Annotated in this window: 16 protein-coding genes; 13 read left to right on the top strand and 3 right to left on the bottom strand. The window is 47.0% G+C overall.

Annotated features, from left to right (window positions below; genetic code table 11):
- Window positions 1–413: 413 nt before the first annotated feature.
- Genes rppH through MTO69_RS11045 form a run of 5 tightly spaced genes read left to right on the top strand, consistent with a single transcriptional unit; the run spans window position 414 to window position 5,721 of the window.
- Window positions 414–932, top strand: a complete 519-nt coding sequence (rppH, locus tag MTO69_RS11065) for an RNA pyrophosphohydrolase (RefSeq protein ID WP_248329223.1) — start codon at window positions 414–416, stop codon at window positions 930–932.
- A 2-nt stretch (window positions 933–934) separates the two neighbouring features.
- Complete coding sequence (gene ptsP / locus MTO69_RS11060; RefSeq protein ID WP_248329221.1) at window positions 935–3,181, top strand: phosphoenolpyruvate--protein phosphotransferase; 2,247 nt, start codon at window positions 935–937, stop codon at window positions 3,179–3,181.
- An 8-nt stretch (window positions 3,182–3,189) separates the two neighbouring features.
- On the top strand, window positions 3,190–3,981 hold the full coding sequence (locus MTO69_RS11055; RefSeq protein ID WP_248329219.1) for a sulfite exporter TauE/SafE family protein: 792 nt from the start codon (window positions 3,190–3,192) through the stop codon (window positions 3,979–3,981).
- A 57-nt stretch (window positions 3,982–4,038) separates the two neighbouring features.
- Complete coding sequence (gene lgt / locus MTO69_RS11050) at window positions 4,039–4,860, top strand: prolipoprotein diacylglyceryl transferase (protein WP_248329217.1); 822 nt, start codon at window positions 4,039–4,041, stop codon at window positions 4,858–4,860.
- A 9-nt stretch (window positions 4,861–4,869) separates the two neighbouring features.
- A complete protein-coding gene (locus tag MTO69_RS11045) occupies window positions 4,870–5,721 on the top strand; it encodes a thymidylate synthase (protein ID WP_248329215.1) in 852 nt (283 codons plus the stop codon).
- Between the two features lie 208 nt (window positions 5,722–5,929).
- Here the strand turns inward: MTO69_RS11045 and MTO69_RS11040 are convergent, their stop codons facing one another.
- The gene (locus MTO69_RS11040; protein WP_248329213.1) at window positions 5,930–6,121 is read right to left on the bottom strand and encodes a hypothetical protein; all 192 of its coding nucleotides are present in this window, start codon (window positions 6,119–6,121) and stop codon (window positions 5,930–5,932) included.
- A gap of 49 nt (window positions 6,122–6,170) precedes the next feature.
- Complete coding sequence (locus MTO69_RS11035) at window positions 6,171–7,316, bottom strand: Na/Pi symporter (protein WP_248329211.1); 1,146 nt, start codon at window positions 7,314–7,316, stop codon at window positions 6,171–6,173.
- 409 nt (window positions 7,317–7,725) lie between these two features.
- Here MTO69_RS11035 and nhaR point away from each other — a divergent pair, with 409 nt between their 5' ends.
- Entirely contained in the window at window positions 7,726–8,616 is an 891-nt protein-coding gene (nhaR, locus tag MTO69_RS11030) for a transcriptional activator NhaR (RefSeq protein ID WP_248329209.1), read from the top strand.
- Window positions 8,617–8,791: 175 nt separating this feature from the next.
- Window positions 8,792–9,085 carry an ArsR/SmtB family transcription factor gene (locus tag MTO69_RS11025; protein ID WP_176286963.1) on the top strand — a complete coding sequence of 98 codons (294 nt, stop codon included), beginning with the start codon at window positions 8,792–8,794 and terminating at the stop codon, window positions 9,083–9,085.
- Between the two features lie 107 nt (window positions 9,086–9,192).
- Here MTO69_RS11025 and rpsT read toward each other — a convergent pair whose 3' ends face one another.
- The gene (gene rpsT, locus MTO69_RS11020; protein WP_004744855.1) at window positions 9,193–9,453 is read right to left on the bottom strand and encodes a 30S ribosomal protein S20; all 261 of its coding nucleotides are present in this window, start codon (window positions 9,451–9,453) and stop codon (window positions 9,193–9,195) included.
- Between the two features lie 247 nt (window positions 9,454–9,700).
- Between rpsT and murJ the strand changes: the two genes are divergently transcribed.
- The 6 genes from murJ (at window position 9,701) to ispH (ending at window position 17,347) form a co-directional block, all read left to right on the top strand.
- Window positions 9,701–11,269, top strand: a complete 1,569-nt coding sequence (gene murJ / locus MTO69_RS11015) for a murein biosynthesis integral membrane protein MurJ (RefSeq protein WP_248329207.1) — start codon at window positions 9,701–9,703, stop codon at window positions 11,267–11,269.
- Between the two features lie 86 nt (window positions 11,270–11,355).
- Window positions 11,356–12,300: a bifunctional riboflavin kinase/FAD synthetase gene (ribF, locus tag MTO69_RS11010; RefSeq protein ID WP_248329205.1), complete on the top strand. Its 945-nt coding sequence runs from the start codon at window positions 11,356–11,358 to the stop codon at window positions 12,298–12,300.
- Between the two features lie 55 nt (window positions 12,301–12,355).
- The gene (gene ileS, locus MTO69_RS11005) at window positions 12,356–15,202 is read left to right on the top strand and encodes an isoleucine--tRNA ligase (protein ID WP_248329203.1); all 2,847 of its coding nucleotides are present in this window, start codon (window positions 12,356–12,358) and stop codon (window positions 15,200–15,202) included.
- Between the two features lie 75 nt (window positions 15,203–15,277).
- Window positions 15,278–15,787 carry a signal peptidase II gene (lspA, locus tag MTO69_RS11000; protein WP_248329201.1) on the top strand — a complete coding sequence of 170 codons (510 nt, stop codon included), beginning with the start codon at window positions 15,278–15,280 and terminating at the stop codon, window positions 15,785–15,787.
- Between the two features lie 140 nt (window positions 15,788–15,927).
- Complete coding sequence (gene fkpB / locus MTO69_RS10995; protein WP_248329199.1) at window positions 15,928–16,359, top strand: FKBP-type peptidyl-prolyl cis-trans isomerase; 432 nt, start codon at window positions 15,928–15,930, stop codon at window positions 16,357–16,359.
- Between the two features lie 22 nt (window positions 16,360–16,381).
- Entirely contained in the window at window positions 16,382–17,347 is a 966-nt protein-coding gene (gene ispH, locus MTO69_RS10990) for a 4-hydroxy-3-methylbut-2-enyl diphosphate reductase (RefSeq protein WP_248329197.1), read from the top strand.
- Window positions 17,348–17,452 lie beyond the last annotated feature (105 nt).

Raw genomic sequence — 17,452 nt, 5'->3', positions numbered from 1 at the left:
GGCGTTTTAGCTAATCGAGTGTGGATAAGTGATGGTGTGGTGGATCTTTGACCGATCTGTGTGGTTGAGTGATTTTGATCTTAATGTTGTCTTTTGATAATCATTATTGGTAATTAAGTATATGATTATTAATAATTTAATATTTTTGGGTGAATCGTGAATGTTATATATAGAAGGCGATAATGATGGATTTGATCACTTGCCCGATGATTTTTCACATAGTTATTCACAGAAAAGGTGAATAAATGTGGCCCATGTCTCATCTATGTGTGAGTAACCTAAGGTTTGGCTAAAAGTTATTCAGTTCGTCTGTCCGGTATCATATTTTCTGTATCCGTCGCACGAGTTAGTTTGCTCATATTGGGGATATGTGGAAAAATCACTGTAATTAAGAATTTATTAGAGGTTGGCCAGTGATAGATGGCGACGGTTACCGCTTAAATGTCGGTATTGTAATCTGTAACAGCCATGGTCAGGTCTTCTGGGCAAAACGATACGGACAACACTCTTGGCAATTCCCACAAGGTGGAATTGATGATGGTGAAACCCCGGAGCAAGCGATGTATCGGGAGTTGTACGAAGAGGTAGGTCTCACTAAAAAAGACGTGAAAATCGTCGCGACGAGTCGCCATTGGTTAAGGTATAAACTGCCAAAGCGCTTAGTTCGTTGGGATTCAAAACCGGTTTGTATCGGCCAAAAACAGAAATGGTTTCTATTGCGTCTTGATTGCGACGAATCGCGCATCAACATGCAGCGTGGTAGTTCCCCTGAATTTGATGGTTGGCGTTGGGTGAGTTATTGGTATCCAGTCAGACAAGTGGTTTCTTTCAAGCGTGATGTGTATCGTCGAGCCATGAAAGAGTTTGCATCAATGGCAATGCCGTTCAAAGAGCGCAGAACAAAAGGCAAACGTAAGCACCGAAGAGGATAGACATGCTTTCTCAACTAAGGGAAATAGTTGAACAAGTGTCTAAAGTTGATGAAGTTCATCAGGCTTTGGATATTTTGGTAAAACAAACATGCAGTGCGATGAGTACTGAATGTTGTACTGTCTATCTTGCCAATGAAGAGATGCAGCGCCTTGAGTTAATGGCGACTCAAGGGCTACGTTTCAAAGGCGATAAGATCCATATCCGCTTCAATGAAGGTCTGGTCGGTTTGGTGAAGCGCAGCGCCGAACCTCTCAACTTAGCTGAAGCGTCAAAGCATCCTAATTTTAAGTACTTCTCAGAACTTGGCGAAGAGATCTATCAAAGCTTTCTCGGTACGCCGATCATTTATCGCAAACAGGTATTGGGCGTGTTGGTTGTTCAACAAAAAACACCGCGTCTGTTTGATGAAATGGAAGAGTCTTTTCTGGTGACGTTGGCGGCTCAGCTCGCCGTCATTATTGCTCACGCACAAACACAAGGCCATTGGCGTCTCGAGAAAAAGCAGCAAGCCATAAAGGGCGTCCCCGCCTCTTCAGGGGTCGCGATCGGTGAGTTTTGGTGGGACGATACCCAGCCGGATCTTGCCAATGTCTACCCTGCGTCAACCCTGGATATTGAACTCGAGCAAGAGTGGCTGTTGCTGGCCATCGAAGAGGCGCTAAACGATTTTCGTCGTATGCGTAAAAAGCTCGACAGTGAAATAAACAAAGACGCGTTGGCGATCTTTGATCTTTTCACCCACTTGCTCAACGACCCTATGTTGCGCAAGGATCTCAAAGCACAAATTCAAAAAGGCGATCGCGCAGACTGGGCTTTACGTCAAGTGGTTGAGTCTTACTCTAACCGTTTTGCGCGCATGTCCGATGTGTATCTGCGAGAGCGGGCTCAAGATATTCGCGAGCTCGGCCAGCGTCTATTGTTCTTTTTGCACAATACAGCGCAAGACCGTCAAGTACTCGAAAAACCCGTGATTCTAGTGGTTCGAGAGCTGACAGCATCGCTTCTTGCTTCGGTGCCCAAAGAGAAATTGCTGGCGGTGATTTCGCTTGAAGGGGCGGCTAACTCGCATGCGGCGATTCTATCTAGAGCGCTAGGTATTCCTGCGGTTATGGGCGTGAGTCTCAATTTAAAAGCGATCAACGGAAAACAAGGTATTGTTGATGGTTACAGCGGCAAAATCTTGGTTTCACCGAGTCGCCAGTTACTGCGTGAATATCGAGCCTTAGCCAACGAAGAGCGAGAGTTGGCCAACATGGTCAATCAACGCATTGAAGAGCCCGCCTTTACCAAAGATGGTGAGCGGATCGAGGTCATGCTTAACGCAGGACTGAGCGCCGACGCCAACATTGCGATTAATCAGGGTGTAGATGGGGTCGGCTTGTATCGAACCGAAATTTCGTTTTTGCTCCAGCACCGTTTTCCCTCGGAAGAAGAGCAGACTCAGCAGTATCAAGCGGTACTCAACAGTTACCCAGAGAAACGGGTGGTGATGAGAACCTTAGACGTTGGAGGGGACAAGGCACTGCCTTACTTACCGATTGAAGAGGACAACCCTTTCTTGGGATGGCGTGGCATTCGTTTTACCCTCGATCACCCGGATATTTTCCTGATGCAGATACGGGCGATGATGCGCGCCAGTGCCACTCATCAAAACTTAAGTATTTTGCTGCCTATGGTTTCGGGTGCTCAGGAGTTAGACGATGCGATCAACTTGATTGAGCGTGCTTATCAAGAAGTGTCAGAGCTTAATGATAGGGTCAAGATGCCTGAGATTGGGGTAATGATAGAAGTCCCTTCGATGATCTATCTTTTGCCTTTGATTGCCGAAAAGGTCGACTTTGTCTCTATCGGTACCAATGACCTTACTCAGTATCTACTCGCCGTGGATCGCAATAATGCGCGGGTGGCCGACGTGTACGAATCGATGCATCCCTCTGTGATTATGGCCTTGCGTCATATCCATCAAACTTGCCAGCAACTAGGGCTGCCGGTTTGTATTTGTGGTGAACTCGCAGGCGATCCGATTGGTGCGCTGTTGATGGTTGGGCTTGGCTATCGCAGCCTGAGTATGAACACCTCGAACGTCGCCAAAGTGAAATACCTGCTGCGTCATACCGAAGTTAATGAGTTACAACAACTTGCTGACAGAGCCTTGATGCAACCCTATGGACATAACATTTATACTATGATGCAAGGCTTTTTCGAACAGAAAGGCTTTGCCGGCTTTATTCGCGCGGGTAACAAATAAGGTTTAATGTGTCGTTAGAATTACTATTTTCATTTATGTTGCTCGGCGCTTTTGTTGGGGTGATGGCTGGCTTACTCGGCATTGGTGGTGGCTTGATTGTGGTGCCTGCATTGCTATTTTTGCTGCCGATGGCTGGCATTGATGCTGAAATCAGTATGCAGATTGCATTGGCAACCTCCTTGGCCTCGATTATCGCGACTTCAGGCTCTTCTGCACTCAATCATTTTAAACTGGGCAATGTCGACATGTTTGTGGTTAAGTGGCTGATGCCGGGTGTGGTCATCGGTGGCTTTTTGGGCGCTAATCTGGCTGAATGGATTCCGTCGCAATACTTACCTAAGGTGTTTGGTGTGATTGTACTATTGCTGGCGATTCAAATGTTGTTTTCGATTCGAGGTACCACTTCAAAGCAGATGCCAAGTAGTGGGGCCACTATGGTCTACGGCACCGGCATCGGTGTTGTCTCGAGTTTGGCCGGAATCGGCGGTGGTTCGCTCTCGGTACCATTTTTGAATCGTCATGGCATTGAGATGCGTAAAGCGGTCGGGTCGTCGTCGGTGTGTGGTTGTATGATTGCTATCGCAGGGATGTTGGGCTTTATTCTGCATGGCTACAAAGTTGAATCGTTACCGGCGTACAGTGTCGGTTATGTGTACCTACCTGCACTGATCGCGATTGCGTCTACTTCAATGCTCACTACACGTATTGGGGCGAGATTGGCGACATCCTTACCAACCCCTACCTTGAAAAAAATATTCGCCCTGTTTTTAATTTTCGTGGCTGGAACTATGTTGCTGTAACGCACTCTCATCTATACATCTCAACATTATCAAAATTTATATAAGAGTAGTCATCCTATGTCTCAAGGATATTTAACCTTTCCTAACATCGACCCGGTCTTGATTTCATTGGGTCCACTGTCCATTCGTTGGTATGGATTAATGTATTTAGTGGGTTTCGCTTTTGCCTTATGGCTGGCGAACCGACGCGCCGATCAACCAGGGAGTGGTTGGACGCGAGAACAAGTCTCTGATCTGTTGTTCGCTGGTTTCTTAGGCGTGGTGATTGGTGGCCGAGTCGGCTACGTTTTGTTTTATAACTTCGAGCTATTCCTGCAGGACCCGTTATACCTGTTTAAAGTTTGGACGGGGGGAATGTCTTTCCACGGTGGCCTGCTGGGTGTGATCAGCGCGATGTTCTGGTATGCAAAGAAGAACGGCAGAACCTTTTTTGGCGTGGCCGATTTTATCGCACCATTAGTGCCATTTGGTTTAGGCATGGGGCGTCTGGGTAACTTTATGAACAGCGAGCTATGGGGCAGGGTGACAGATGTGCCTTGGGCATTTGTGTTCCCAAATGGTGGGCCGCTGCCTCGTCACCCTTCACAGTTGTATGAAATGGTGCTCGAGGGCATTGTTCTCTTCTTCATCTTGAACTGGTTTATTAAAAAGCCACGTCCGCTTGGCTCTGTGTCGGGATTGTTCCTCGCGGGTTACGGAACCTTCCGTTTCCTTGTAGAATACGTGCGCGAGCCCGATGCTCACTTAGGCCTATTTGGCGGGTTTATCTCAATGGGACAAATTCTGTCGTTGCCTATGGTGATCGTTGGTATTTTGATGATGGTTTGGGCGTATAAGCGCGGCCATTACAAAGACGAGTTACCCCAACAAGCGAAGTAAGGAATTGGTGTGAAACAGTATTTAGATCTCTGTCAGCGTATCGTTGATCAAGGTAAGTGGGTTGAGAACGAACGAACTGGCAAGCGTTGCCTGACGGTTATCAATGCGGATCTTATCTATGATGTGGCCCACAACCAGTTTCCATTGGTCACCACGCGCAAAAGCTTTTGGAAAGCCGCGGTCGCTGAGTTGCTTGGGTATATTCGTGGCTACGACAATGCTGAAGATTTTCGCAAGTTAGGTACAAAAACTTGGGATGCCAATGCCAACCTCAATCAGGCTTGGTTGAACAACCCATACCGCAAGGGCGAAGACGATATGGGGCGGGTGTATGGCGTTCAAGGTCGAGCTTGGGCCAAGCCGGATGGTGGTCATATCGATCAGCTACGTAAGATTGTCGACGATTTGACCCGCGGCGTTGATGACCGTGGTGAGATCTTAAACTTCTACAACCCTGGTGAGTTTCACATGGGATGCTTAAGACCTTGCATGTACAGCCACCACTTTTCGCTGCTAGACGACACACTGTACCTAAACAGCACCCAACGCTCTTGTGATGTGCCGTTAGGACTAAACTTTAATATGGTTCAAGTGTATGTGTTCTTGGCGATTATGGCGCAAATTACCGGCAAGAAGCCTGGTCAGGCGTACCACAAGATTGTCAATGCACATATCTATGAAGATCAACTTGAGCTGATGCGAGATGTTCAACTTAAACGTGAGCCTCTTAAAGCGCCAACGTTCCACATCAATCCTGAGATTAAGTCATTAGAAGATTTGGAAACCTGGGTGACACTGGATGACTTCTGGGTAGAGGGATACCAGCACCACGACGCGATTCAGTATCCGTTTTCGGTTTAATCGACAATAGAAATGAACAGCCGCCTTAGAGAGGGCGGCTTTTTTGTGCAAGTAGCAACAGGCTGCGCCCTTCGAGATGCGAGAACGCTGAGCTTATGTGGACTTCCCCTTTTGATATGTGTGCGCAATACCAGAATCGAAAGTTGCAGGGAAAGACGTGTTTTTAACTTTAATAGTATGAAATTAATAGAAAATCATTGACTCAGTGTCACTGGTATTCAAAATTTTTCGCCACTCGCCACTCGCCACTCGCCACTCGCCACTCGCCACTCGCCACTCGCCACTCGCCACTCGCCACTCGCCACTCGCCACTCGCCACTCGCCACTCGCCACTCGCCACTCGCCACTCGCCACTCGCCACTCGCCACTCGCCACTCGCCACTCGCCACTTGATATACAAAAAGCCCGCTACCTAAGTAGCGGGCTTCACATAAGCGATGGTTTTAGTATTAAGCAGTGAGCGCTAGGATAGTACCTGGCAATACGACAAACACGGCTAGTAGGTATCCTGCTACAACAGCTTTGTTCTTCACCGCCATATCAGAGATAAGGTCAGCGCCTTTAACTGGAATCTCACGTAGGAACGGGATGCCGTAGATGAATACCGTCGCCATGATGTTGAACACTAGGTGTACAAGTGCGATTTGTAGTGCGAATACGGCAAACTCTCCAGATACTGCGGTTGCTGCGAGTAGGGCAGTAATACAGGTACCGATGTTTGCACCTAGGGTGAATGGGTAAACATCACGTACTTTTAGAACGCCTGAACCTACTAGCGGAACCATAAGACTTGTTGTCGTAGAAGAAGACTGAACAAGTACGGTCACGATAGAACCAGACATGATGCCGTGGATAGGACCACGACCAATGGCGTTCTTCAAAATCTCGCGAGCACGGCCAACCATTAGGCTCTTCATAAGTTTACCCATCACAGTGATGGCAACGAAGATAGTCGCAATACCTAGAGCGATAAGCAATACGCCGCCAACCGTGTCACCAAATGTGCTGAGCGGCTCTTTTACTGCGCTAACAACAGGCTTAGTGATAGGTTTGATGAAGTTCAAGCCTTTGATGCTCATATCGCCTGTCGCAAGGAAAGGTGATACTAACCAATGAGAAATTTTGTCTAGAATACCAAACATCATTTCTAGCGGCAGGAAGATAGCGACCGCAAGTAGGTTGAAGAAGTCATGAATGGTGGCACTTGCAAAGGCGCGCTTGAACTCTTCCTTACAACGAACGTGACCAAGGCTAACCAGTGTATTGGTTACTGTGGTACCAATGTTGGCGCCCATCACCATAGGAATGGCCGTTTCTACCGGAAGACCGCCGGCAACAAGGCCCACGATAATTGAAGTGACAGTACTTGACGACTGGATTAACGCAGTGGCGACTAGACCAATCATTAAACCAGCAACTGGGTGTGAAGCAAACTCAAACAAAACTTTCGCTTGGTCGCCTGTTGCCCATTTGAAGCCGCTGCCTACCATAGAAACTGCTAGTAGTAGCAGATATAACATGAATGCCAAGTTAGCCCAGCGCAACCAACGAGTCGTGCTCGAAATCGGCGCCGCTGTTGTAGTAGCTTGGTTCATAATTTTTCTCCGTGGACCTGTGTAAGTATATAGAGGTCGGTTGTTGAATCTGAGGCTGATGGTAGAGAGGAAATATTTCAGTAATATTACAGTTGTGTGTAACCCGGTTTTTTTTACTCGAGAATGAGCAATACGAGTGTACTGATAGATTTACAATCGGATTAAGATGTTGATTTTAAAATAGATATTGTCAGGTGGCTGCGAGTGGGAGGGATGTGATAAAAGTCGAAAAAATGTCGTAAAGTTGCCGCTCTTTGATTGTGAATATGACAATCAAGTGTCATAAATAAAAATCAAACTTCGTTAAAACTTACTTAAATGTTTATTACCTATGGTTTTGACGAAGTGTTGTTGTCATCAGAGCCATCTGCTATAACCTAGGTTCTCTATCATTCGAGCTACTATCCCCATGTCGCATCTAAATTATAATCACCTCTATTACTTTTGGATGGTGTGCAAACAAGGGTCAGTCACCAAGGCGGCTGATGCTCTGTTTTTAACTCCGCAAACTGTTACCGGCCAAATCAAAGCTCTCGAAGAGCGCATGGATGGTAAACTGACCAAGCGCAACGGACGCAGTGTCGAGCCCACTGAGCTGGGTCAACTGGTGTTTAAGTATGCCGACCGAATGTTTGGTTTAAGTTACGAAATGCTGGATATTGTCAATTATAGCCAGCGTTCGAACATTCTGTTTGATGTTGGGGTCGCCGATGCATTGTCGAAGCGCTTAGTTAGTAAGATCCTATTGACCACAGTACCCGAAGATGATGGTCTGCATCTACGCTGTTTTGAGTCGACCCACGAAATGCTGCTTGAACAGTTGTCACAACATAAGTTAGATATGATTTTGTCTGATTGCCCAGTGGACTCAAGTCAGAGCCCAGGTTTATATAGCAAGAAGCTGGGTGAGTCGAACATGAGTTTTTTCTGCACCGGCAATGTCACTGACGTCACTTTTCCCGCAATCCTTGAGCAGCGTAAGTTGTTGATCCCAGGCAGTCGAACAGCGATGGGTCGTAAAGTACTGCAGTGGTTTGATCGCCAAGGCCTACAGCCGAATATTTTGGGCGAGTTCGACGATGTCGCTCTGATGAAGGCGTTCGCCCGCTATCACCAAGATGTCATCTTTTTAGCGCCGACTCTTTACCTATCTGAAGTCGAGCAGGATTTGTCACTGCAATTGATTGGTCATATTGATGAACTGAAAGAAGAGTATTACGTGATTTTTGCTGAGCGGATGATTCAACACCCTGCAGTGAAAAACGTTTGTGATGCAGACTTCACAAGCCTCTTTAATTAGCGGTTATTTTTCAAACGAACAAATAGATTAATTGTTACATTTCGATTAATATTCAAAATAATTCACTGCATAAAAAATTAAAGATTAAGTGGATTGAATAAAGTTTGGTCATCAATGCGCATATTGTATGGCCAGTTGTTGTAGACGATGTTGTGGTATCAAGGGGTAGTGGCCGATGAACCTACAAGAGATGGAAAAAAACTCTGCTCAGGCGGTAGTGCTACTAAAGGCGATGGCGAATGAGCGTCGCTTACAAATTTTGTGTTTGCTGCACAATCAAGAGTTATCGGTAGGGGAACTGTGCAATAAGTTAGAGCTGAGCCAATCGGCGCTATCTCAACATCTTGCATGGTTGAGAAGAGATGGCTTGGTCAATACGCGCAAAGAAGCACAAACCGTTTTTTACACCTTGAGTAGTCAAGAGGTAAAAGCAATGATTCAATTGCTACACACACTTTACTGTGCTTAAGCGCCATATGTTTTATTTTGAGGTGAGTCGTTCAACCTCAAAATAAAACAGATATAAAAAAACCGGCCAAGGCCGGTTTTTTCTTTCACTGGGAAATCACAGTTCTATTATAGAGCTTTGATTGCAGCAGCGAAGCGAGACTTGTGACGAGCTGCTTTATTCTTGTGAATAAGGCCTTTAGTCGCCATGCGGTCTAGGATTGGTGTAACTGCAGCAAATGCTTCAGTTGCAGCAGCTTTGTCGCCTGCTTCGATAGCAGCAACAGTTTTCTTCATGTAAGTGCGCATCATAGAACGACGGCTAGCGTTGTGCTGGCGACGTTTCTCAGCTTGGATAGCGCGCTTCTTAGCAGATTTACTATTTGCCAAGGGTCTAACTCCCAAAAACTTAGTTCGGTGACAATTTAAGGGCGAGGAATATCCCTCATTTGCGCTTAAATGTCAAATGATTTGTGCAAAAACCCATCGAGCCAAACAAATTTTGGAATGAAAGGTCTTCACGGTTAAGATGGCGGGGATTCTAACAGTATTTTTTTTTCAATGCTAATACTAATCTGCTCTGCTCATGACATTCCTGATGTAAAGTAGAGCAAAATTTTTGATTTCAGAGGTAATTGTGAGTAAACGTCTGCTCAAGTCAGGGATGATCGTCAGTGCCATGACACTGATCTCTCGAGTGTTAGGTTTAGTTCGAGATGTGGTTGTGGCGAATTTAATGGGGGCTGGAGCGAGTGCAGATGTATTCTTTTTTGCCAACAAAATCCCTAATTTTTTACGTCGCCTGTTTGCTGAAGGTGCTTTCTCACAAGCCTTTGTCCCTGTATTAACTGAGTATCACGCCAGCAAAGACCTCGATAAAACACGCCAACTGATTGCTCGCGCCGCCGGTACCCTGGGTGTGATAGTTTCGATTGTTACCTTGCTGGGCATTGTGGGCTCTGGTGTGGTGACCGCCTTGTTTGGTTTTGGCTGGTTCTTAGATTGGCTCAATGGCGGACCTTCGGCAGAAAAGTTTGAGTTAGCCAGCTTGATGCTGAAGATCACTTTTCCCTACTTATGGTTTATTACTTTTGTGGCGCTGTCAGGGGCCATTCTAAATACCATGGGCCGGTTCGCGGTGTCCTCTTTTACACCTGTGTTCCTCAATGTAATGATCATACTCTCAGCCTGGTATATAGCGCCACAATTAACCCAACCTGAAATTGGACTGGCTATCGGCGTCTTCTTAGGTGGTTTGGTTCAATTTCTTTTCCAAATTCCGTTTTTGATCAAAGCTGGGGTGATGGTCAAACCTCAATGGGGATGGCGAGACCCGGGCGTCGTTAAGATTCGCACCTTGATGATTCCCGCTCTGTTTGGCGTGTCCGTTAGTCAGATCAATCTACTTTTTGATACCTTTATTGCAAGCTTCCTACAAACTGGCTCCATCAGTTGGCTGTATTATTCCGACCGACTATTAGAGTTTCCATTGGGTCTGTTTGGTATTGCTATCGCAACCGTGATCCTGCCTGCTTTATCGCGCAAGCATGTCGATGCCCACAGTGAAGGTTTTGCCCAGACCATGGATTGGGGAGTGCGAATGGTGACTCTGTTAGGCGTACCGGCAATGTTGGGTTTAATGGTGTTAGCCAAGCCGATGTTGATGGTGCTATTCATGCGCGGTGAGTTTACCCCACAAGATGTGACTTTTGCCTCGATGTCATTGATTGCCTACGCCTCTGGCTTGCTTAACTTCATGTTGATCAAAGTGCTCGCGCCTGGGTATTACTCGCGCCAAGATACCAAAACCCCGGTGCGCTATGGCGTTATCGCCATGGTCACCAATATGGTATTCAATGCTATTTTTGCCTGGTTATACGGTTATGTTGGATTAGCCATAGCCACTTCTCTATCTGCTTTGGTCAATATGTCACTTCTATATAGAGGCTTGCATCGTGCTGGTGTTTATCAACTTACCCGTCGTACCGGATTATTTATTGCTAAGTTAGTGATGGCGGGTGGACTGATGGTGGCAGCGATCTTGTCACAACTTGAGACGATGGACGTGTGGCTAAATTGGAGCCTGCTCGAGCGCGTGATGTGGTTGGCAGGATTGATTGGCTTGGGAGCGGCAGTTTATTTGCTGAGCTTACTGCTGTTTGGTGTGCGGCTAAACGATCTAAAAGCAGCGACAGAGCAAGGCTGATTAGTATATAATCCGTCGGTTTCACGCTAGGTAAACGTCACCTTTAGCAATTTTACCCGTAAAGTATAGGTTTTTAGCAGTCTCCAATGGAATTGATTCGAGGGATTCATAACATCAAATCACACCATAAAGGGTGTGTATTGACGATCGGAAATTTCGATGGCGTGCACCTTGGGCACCAAGAAGTCTTGCGCCAAGTTTCTGAAAGAGCAAAGGATTTAGGATTACCTTCGACGGTGATGACGTTTGAACCTCAACCGTTAGAGCTGTTTGCTAAAGACAAAGCGCCGGCGCGTTTGACTCGGCTACGTGACAAGTTCGTGCAACTGAGCAAATTAGATATCGAGCGTTTACTATGCATTAACTTTAACCACCGCTTCGCGACTCAGTCACCACAGTCATTTATTCGTGACTTGTTGGTTGAGCGTTTGGGTGTTAAGTTTCTGGTTGTTGGCGACGATTTCTGCTTTGGCAACCAGCGCAAAGGCAACTTTGCCATGCTGCAGCAAGCCGGAAAAGAGTTTGGTTTTGATGTGGTTAGCACACAGAGTTTTTGCCTTCAGCAACTGCGCGTCAGCAGCACCGCTATTCGCGAAGCGTTAGCGCAAGATAAGCTTGCGGCGGCGGCACAAATGCTCGGGCGCGATTACAGCATCAGCGGGCGAGTGTCTCATGGGCGAAAACTGGGTCGTACCATAGGTTTTCCTACCGCAAACATTCCACTGAAACGGTGTGTATCACCCGTTTCTGGGGTGTACACCGTTGAGGTACTCGGTCTCGCTGAACAACCGATTGGCGGCGTGGCGAATATTGGTAATCGGCCCACGGTAAATGGGGTACGCCAACAACTCGAAGTACATTTGTTCGACTTTAAAGCCAATTTATACGGCAAACAGTTAGAAATCGTACTTTTCGATAAGATTCGTGACGAACACAAATTTGAGTCGTTCGACGCGCTGAAACAACAAATTGAATTGGATGCTGAGGCAGCAAGGGTGTGGCTGCGTCAGTACAAAGCCCAAGTGGTTTAGTTCGCTGCTTGGCATAATGTCTAACTGTCACCCAAGACAACGGAATTAAGAATCGATGAGTGAGTATAAAGATACCCTGAACCTTCCTGAAACAGGGTTTCCGATGCGTGGCAATCTGGCAAATCGTGAGCCAGAAATGCTTAAGCGTTGGTACAAAGAAGACCTTTACGGAGCAATCCGTGAAGCGAAGAAAGGCAAAAAATCTTTCGTTCTACATGATGGCCCTCCATACGCGAATGGCGACATTCACATTGGTCACGCACTAAATAAGATTCTTAAAGACATTATTATTAAATCCAAAACACTTTCTGGTTTTGATGCACCGTACATTCCTGGCTGGGACTGTCACGGCCTACCAATTGAACTAATGGTAGAAAAGAAAAAAGGCAAGCCAGGCCAAAAAATCTCTGCGGCAGAATTCCGCGAAGAGTGTCGTAAGTACGCGGCAGGCCAGGTGGAAGGTCAAAAAGAGAGTTTCAAACGCCTAGGTATCATGGGTGAGTGGGACAAGCCTTACCGCACTATGGACTTCGCCACTGAAGCGAACATCATTCGTGCTCTTGGTAAGATTGCCGACAACGGCCATCTACTAAAAGGCTTTAAACCTGTTCACTGGTGTACAGATTGTGGCTCAGCGCTTGCTGAAGCAGAAGTCGAGTACAAAGACAAAGTATCGCCATCTATCGACGTTCGCTTTAAAGCCGCTGATGAAGCTGCGCTACTTTCTAAGTTCGCACTCAACGAAGGTCACGAAGGTGAAGGCGATATCTCTATCGTTATCTGGACAACCACACCATGGACGCTGCCTGCAAACCGCGCGGTGTGTCTCCGTGATGATCTCGAGTACGTACTTATCCAAGTCGAAGGTGAGAACAAAGAACGTATTATCGTTGCGTCTGAACTAGCAAAAGACGTGATGGATCGCGCCGGTATCGAGCACTTCCACAACCTTGGTTTCGCTAAAGGTAGCGATCTTGAACTGTCTCAGTTCCAGCATCCGTTCTACGACTTCACTGTACCTGCGATCCTTGGCGACCACGTCACCACTGAATCAGGTACTGGTGTGGTACATACCGCTCCTGGCCACGGTCAAGAAGACTTTGCTGTCGGTAACAAATACAACCTAGAAGTTGCGAACCCTGTAGGCTCAAACGGTGTTTACCTGCCTGATACAGAGCTTTTTGCTGGTCAGCATGTATTTAAAGCCAACGATGCTGTCGTTGAAACGCTAAAAGAGAAAGGCGCACTTCTGCATCACCACGCTTACGAGCACAGCTACCCGCATTGTTGGAGACACAAAACGCCAATCATTTTCCGTGCAACACCACAATGGTTCGTCTCAATGGACCAAGCGGGCTTACGTGCAAAAGCCCTAGAGTCAATCAAAGGTGTTGAGTGGATGCCAGAGTGGGGTCAAAGCCGCATCGAAGGGATGATCGAAGGTCGTCCTGAGTGGTGTATCTCTCGTCAACGTACTTGGGGTGTACCAATTGCGCTGTTTGTGCACAAAGAGACGGCTGAGCTGCATCCAAACAGTATCGAACTTGTTGAGAAAGTCGCTCAGCTAGTGGAGCAAAAAGGCATTCAAGCGTGGTGGGATCTAGAAATCTCTGACCTACTAGGCGAAGAAGCTGACAGCTACGAAAAAGTACTGGATACGCTAGACGTATGGTTCGACTCAGGTGTGACTCACTACTCAGTAGTTGATGCTCGTGAGGAGTACAACGGTGCATCAGCAGACCTATACCTAGAAGGTTCTGACCAACACCGTGGTTGGTTCCAATCTTCTCTGATTTCATCGATTGCGATGAAAAATGAAGCACCATACAAGCAAGTGCTCACTCACGGCTTCGTGGTGGATGGTCAAGGCCGTAAGATGTCTAAATCTATCGGTAACGTGGTTGCGCCAAAAGATGTGACTAACAAGCTAGGTGCTGACATTCTTCGTCTATGGGTTGCTTCTACAGACTACACTGGTGAAGTGGCGGTTTCTGATGAAATCCTAAAACGCTCTGCAGATGCGTACCGTCGTATCCGTAACACAGCGCGTTTCTTCCTAGCCAACCTAAGCGGCTTCAACCCAGCAACGGATCTTGTTCCTGCTGAAGAAATGGTGGCACTGGATCGTTGGGCTGTAGGTCGCGCCCTAGCTGCGCAAGAAGAGATTGTAAAAGCGTACGGTGAGTACAACACCCATGCTGTAACTCAGCGTCTAATGCAGTTCTGTTCTATCGAAATGGGCTCATTCTACCTAGATGTTATCAAAGACCGTCAATACACAGCGAAACGTGGCGGTCATGCGCAACGTAGCTGTCAGACAGCGCTTTACTACATCGTAGAAGCATTAGTTCGTTGGATGGCGCCAATCATGTCATTCACTGCTGATGAAATTTGGAACGAAATGCCAGCTTCCCTTCCTACAGGTGAGAGCCGTGATAAGTTCGTATTCACTGGCGAGTGGTTCGAAGGTCTATTCGGTCTTGCTGAAGGTGAAGAGCTAAACAATGAGTTCTGGTCGGACGTTCAATCAGTTCGTGGTAGCGTGAACAAGCTGCTAGAAGATGCTCGTAAAGAGAAAATCATCGGTGGCTCCCTGCAAGCTGAAGTAACGCTTTATGCAGATGATGCACTTGCGGCGAAACTGAACAAGCTAGAAGATGAGCTGCGTTTCGCGCTCCTCACTTCAGCGGCGGTTGTTAAACCTCTCAGCGACAAGTCTGACGCAGCACAAGCGACAGATGTAGATGGTCTGTTTGTTGAAGTCAAAGCGACGGAAAACGAGAAATGTGACCGTTGTTGGCACCATACGCCAGACGTAGGCACGATTGAAGGTCATGAGAAGATCTGTGGCCGTTGTGTGTCTAACGTTGATGGTGAAGGTGAAGTGCGTAAGTTCGCATAATTAGCGAAAAAGCGACTGAACTTTTAATCAATTAAACAGCCCCAGTATTTACTGGGGCTGTTTTTAGGTAAAGAAATGAGTGAACAAGCATTAACTCTTAAGCAATCTGGCGTTCGTTGGCTATGGCTAGCGGCGGTGATTTTTGTTGCAGATGTCACCATTAAATTAGTGGTGATGGATAACATGGGCTATGGCTGGGCCAATCGAATTGAAGTGTTGCCCTTCTTCAACTTGTTATACGTCCACAACTATGGCGCCGCATTTAGCTTTTTGAGTGATCAGGCGGGTTGGCAGCGTTGGTTGTTTACCGGGATTGCTTTTGCCGTTACCGCGATGTTGACCTATTGGATGAGCAAGCTGCCTGCCCAAGAGAAATGGAATAATATCGCTTATGCGATGATTATAGGTGGGGCGGTTGGCAATGTGTTCGACCGAATTGTGCATGGCTTTGTGGTCGACTACCTGGATTTTTATTGGGGCACATATCACTGGCCAGCGTTCAACCTCGCCGATACGACGATCTGCATTGGCGCCGCAATGATCATCTTCGATGGGTTTCGGAAAAAAGACCACAGCGCGGCATAAAGAGTGATTTCACGAATAACCCTAAGCGCTGTCTGTTGATTCAGGTGGCGCTTTTCTTTATGTTGAAGCCCAAGTTCGACGCTGCTTCGTATCTAGCAGTGATAAACAGTCGATACAATTAATAATAAGGAAGCCATGACGTGACCACCATTGCCCAAGATTCTGCAGTAACGCTGCATTTTACGATCAAAATGCCTGACGGCTCGATTGCTGACAGCACACACAATATGGGAAAACCTGCCAAGCTGGTGATTGGCGATGGCAGCCTAAGTGAAAACTTTGAACAATGTCTACTTGGTCTGAGTGCTGGAGACAGCAAGGCGATTGAACTCAAAGCGCAAGACGCATTTGGGATGCCCAATCCAGATAATATCCACTATATGGATCGCGCAAAGTTTGTCGGTGATGCAGAAGTTGAAGTCGGCACTGTGATGGCGTTCTCTGGACCTGATGGAATGGAAATTCCTGGCATTATTACTGAGATCGCGGGCGACTCGGTCACGGTTGACTTTAATCATCCGCTTGCAGGGCAAGATGTGACTTTTGAAGTTGAAATTTTGTCAGTAGAATAGCGACCAATAAGATAATGACTCTATGAGCAATGAAATGAAAATCCTGTTAGCCAATCCTCGTGGTTTTTGTGCTGGCGTTGATCGTGCAATTAGCATTGTCGAACGTGCACTGGAACTCTATCAGCCGCCTATTTATGTTCGCCATGAAGTGGTCCACAACCGTTTTGTGGTCGAAGGGCTCAAACAGCGCGGTGCGATTTTTGTCGAGGAGCTGCATGAGGTGCCTGACGATAATATCGTGATTTTTTCCGCTCATGGAGTGTCGCAAGCGGTGCGTAAAGAAGCCAAACAGCGCGCTCTCACCGTGTTTGATGCCACGTGTCCTTTGGTGACTAAAGTTCACATGGAGGTTGCTCGTGCAAGCCGCAAGCATATGGAAGTGGTCTTGATTGGCCATGCTGGGCATCCAGAAGTCGAGGGCACCATGGGCCAATACGCAAGTGAACAAGGCGGCATGTACCTGGTTGAGACCCCCGCGGATGTGGTTAAGCTAAAAGAGAAAGTGAAAGACCCAAGTCACTTGCACTATGTTAGTCAAACGACGTTATCGGTCGATGAAACTGCAGACGTGATTGATGAGCTACGCCGCGTTTTCCCAGATATTCAAGGTCCGCGCAAAGATGACATCTGTTATGCGACACAAAACCGTCAGGACGCCGTGCGTGATATGGCCGCGGATGTTGACGTTGTTGTGGTGGTGGGGTCAAAGAACTCATCCAATTCGACTCGATTAAAAGAGTTAGCGGAGAAACTCGGAACCCCTGGCTATCTCACCGATTGCCCTGAGGATATTCAATCTGAGTGGTTCACTGGTAAAACCAAAGTGGGCGTGACCGCAGGCGCGTCCGCGCCAGAGGAGTTGGTTAATCAAATCCTTGAGCGAGTGAAGCAGTTAGTCGGCGCAAAAAGCGTCGAAGAAATCCAAGGTCGAGAAGAGAACATGTTCTTCGAAGTGCCTAAAGAGCTGCAAATTAAACAGGTCGATTAAGAGTTGTGATTGGTATATAAGCACAAAGCCAGCGTCTATCGCTGGCTTTTTTGTATTTATAGTTCTAAGAAATGAAAGGCTCACGAGGAGCCTTTAACAAAGTGC

The sequence above is a fragment of the Vibrio sinaloensis genome, from assembly GCF_023195835.1.
GTDB classification, from domain to species: Bacteria; Pseudomonadota; Gammaproteobacteria; order Enterobacterales; family Vibrionaceae; genus Vibrio; species Vibrio sinaloensis_C.
Note: the sequence above shows the minus strand (reverse complement) of the source record. Positions and strands in the feature narration are given on the sequence as shown.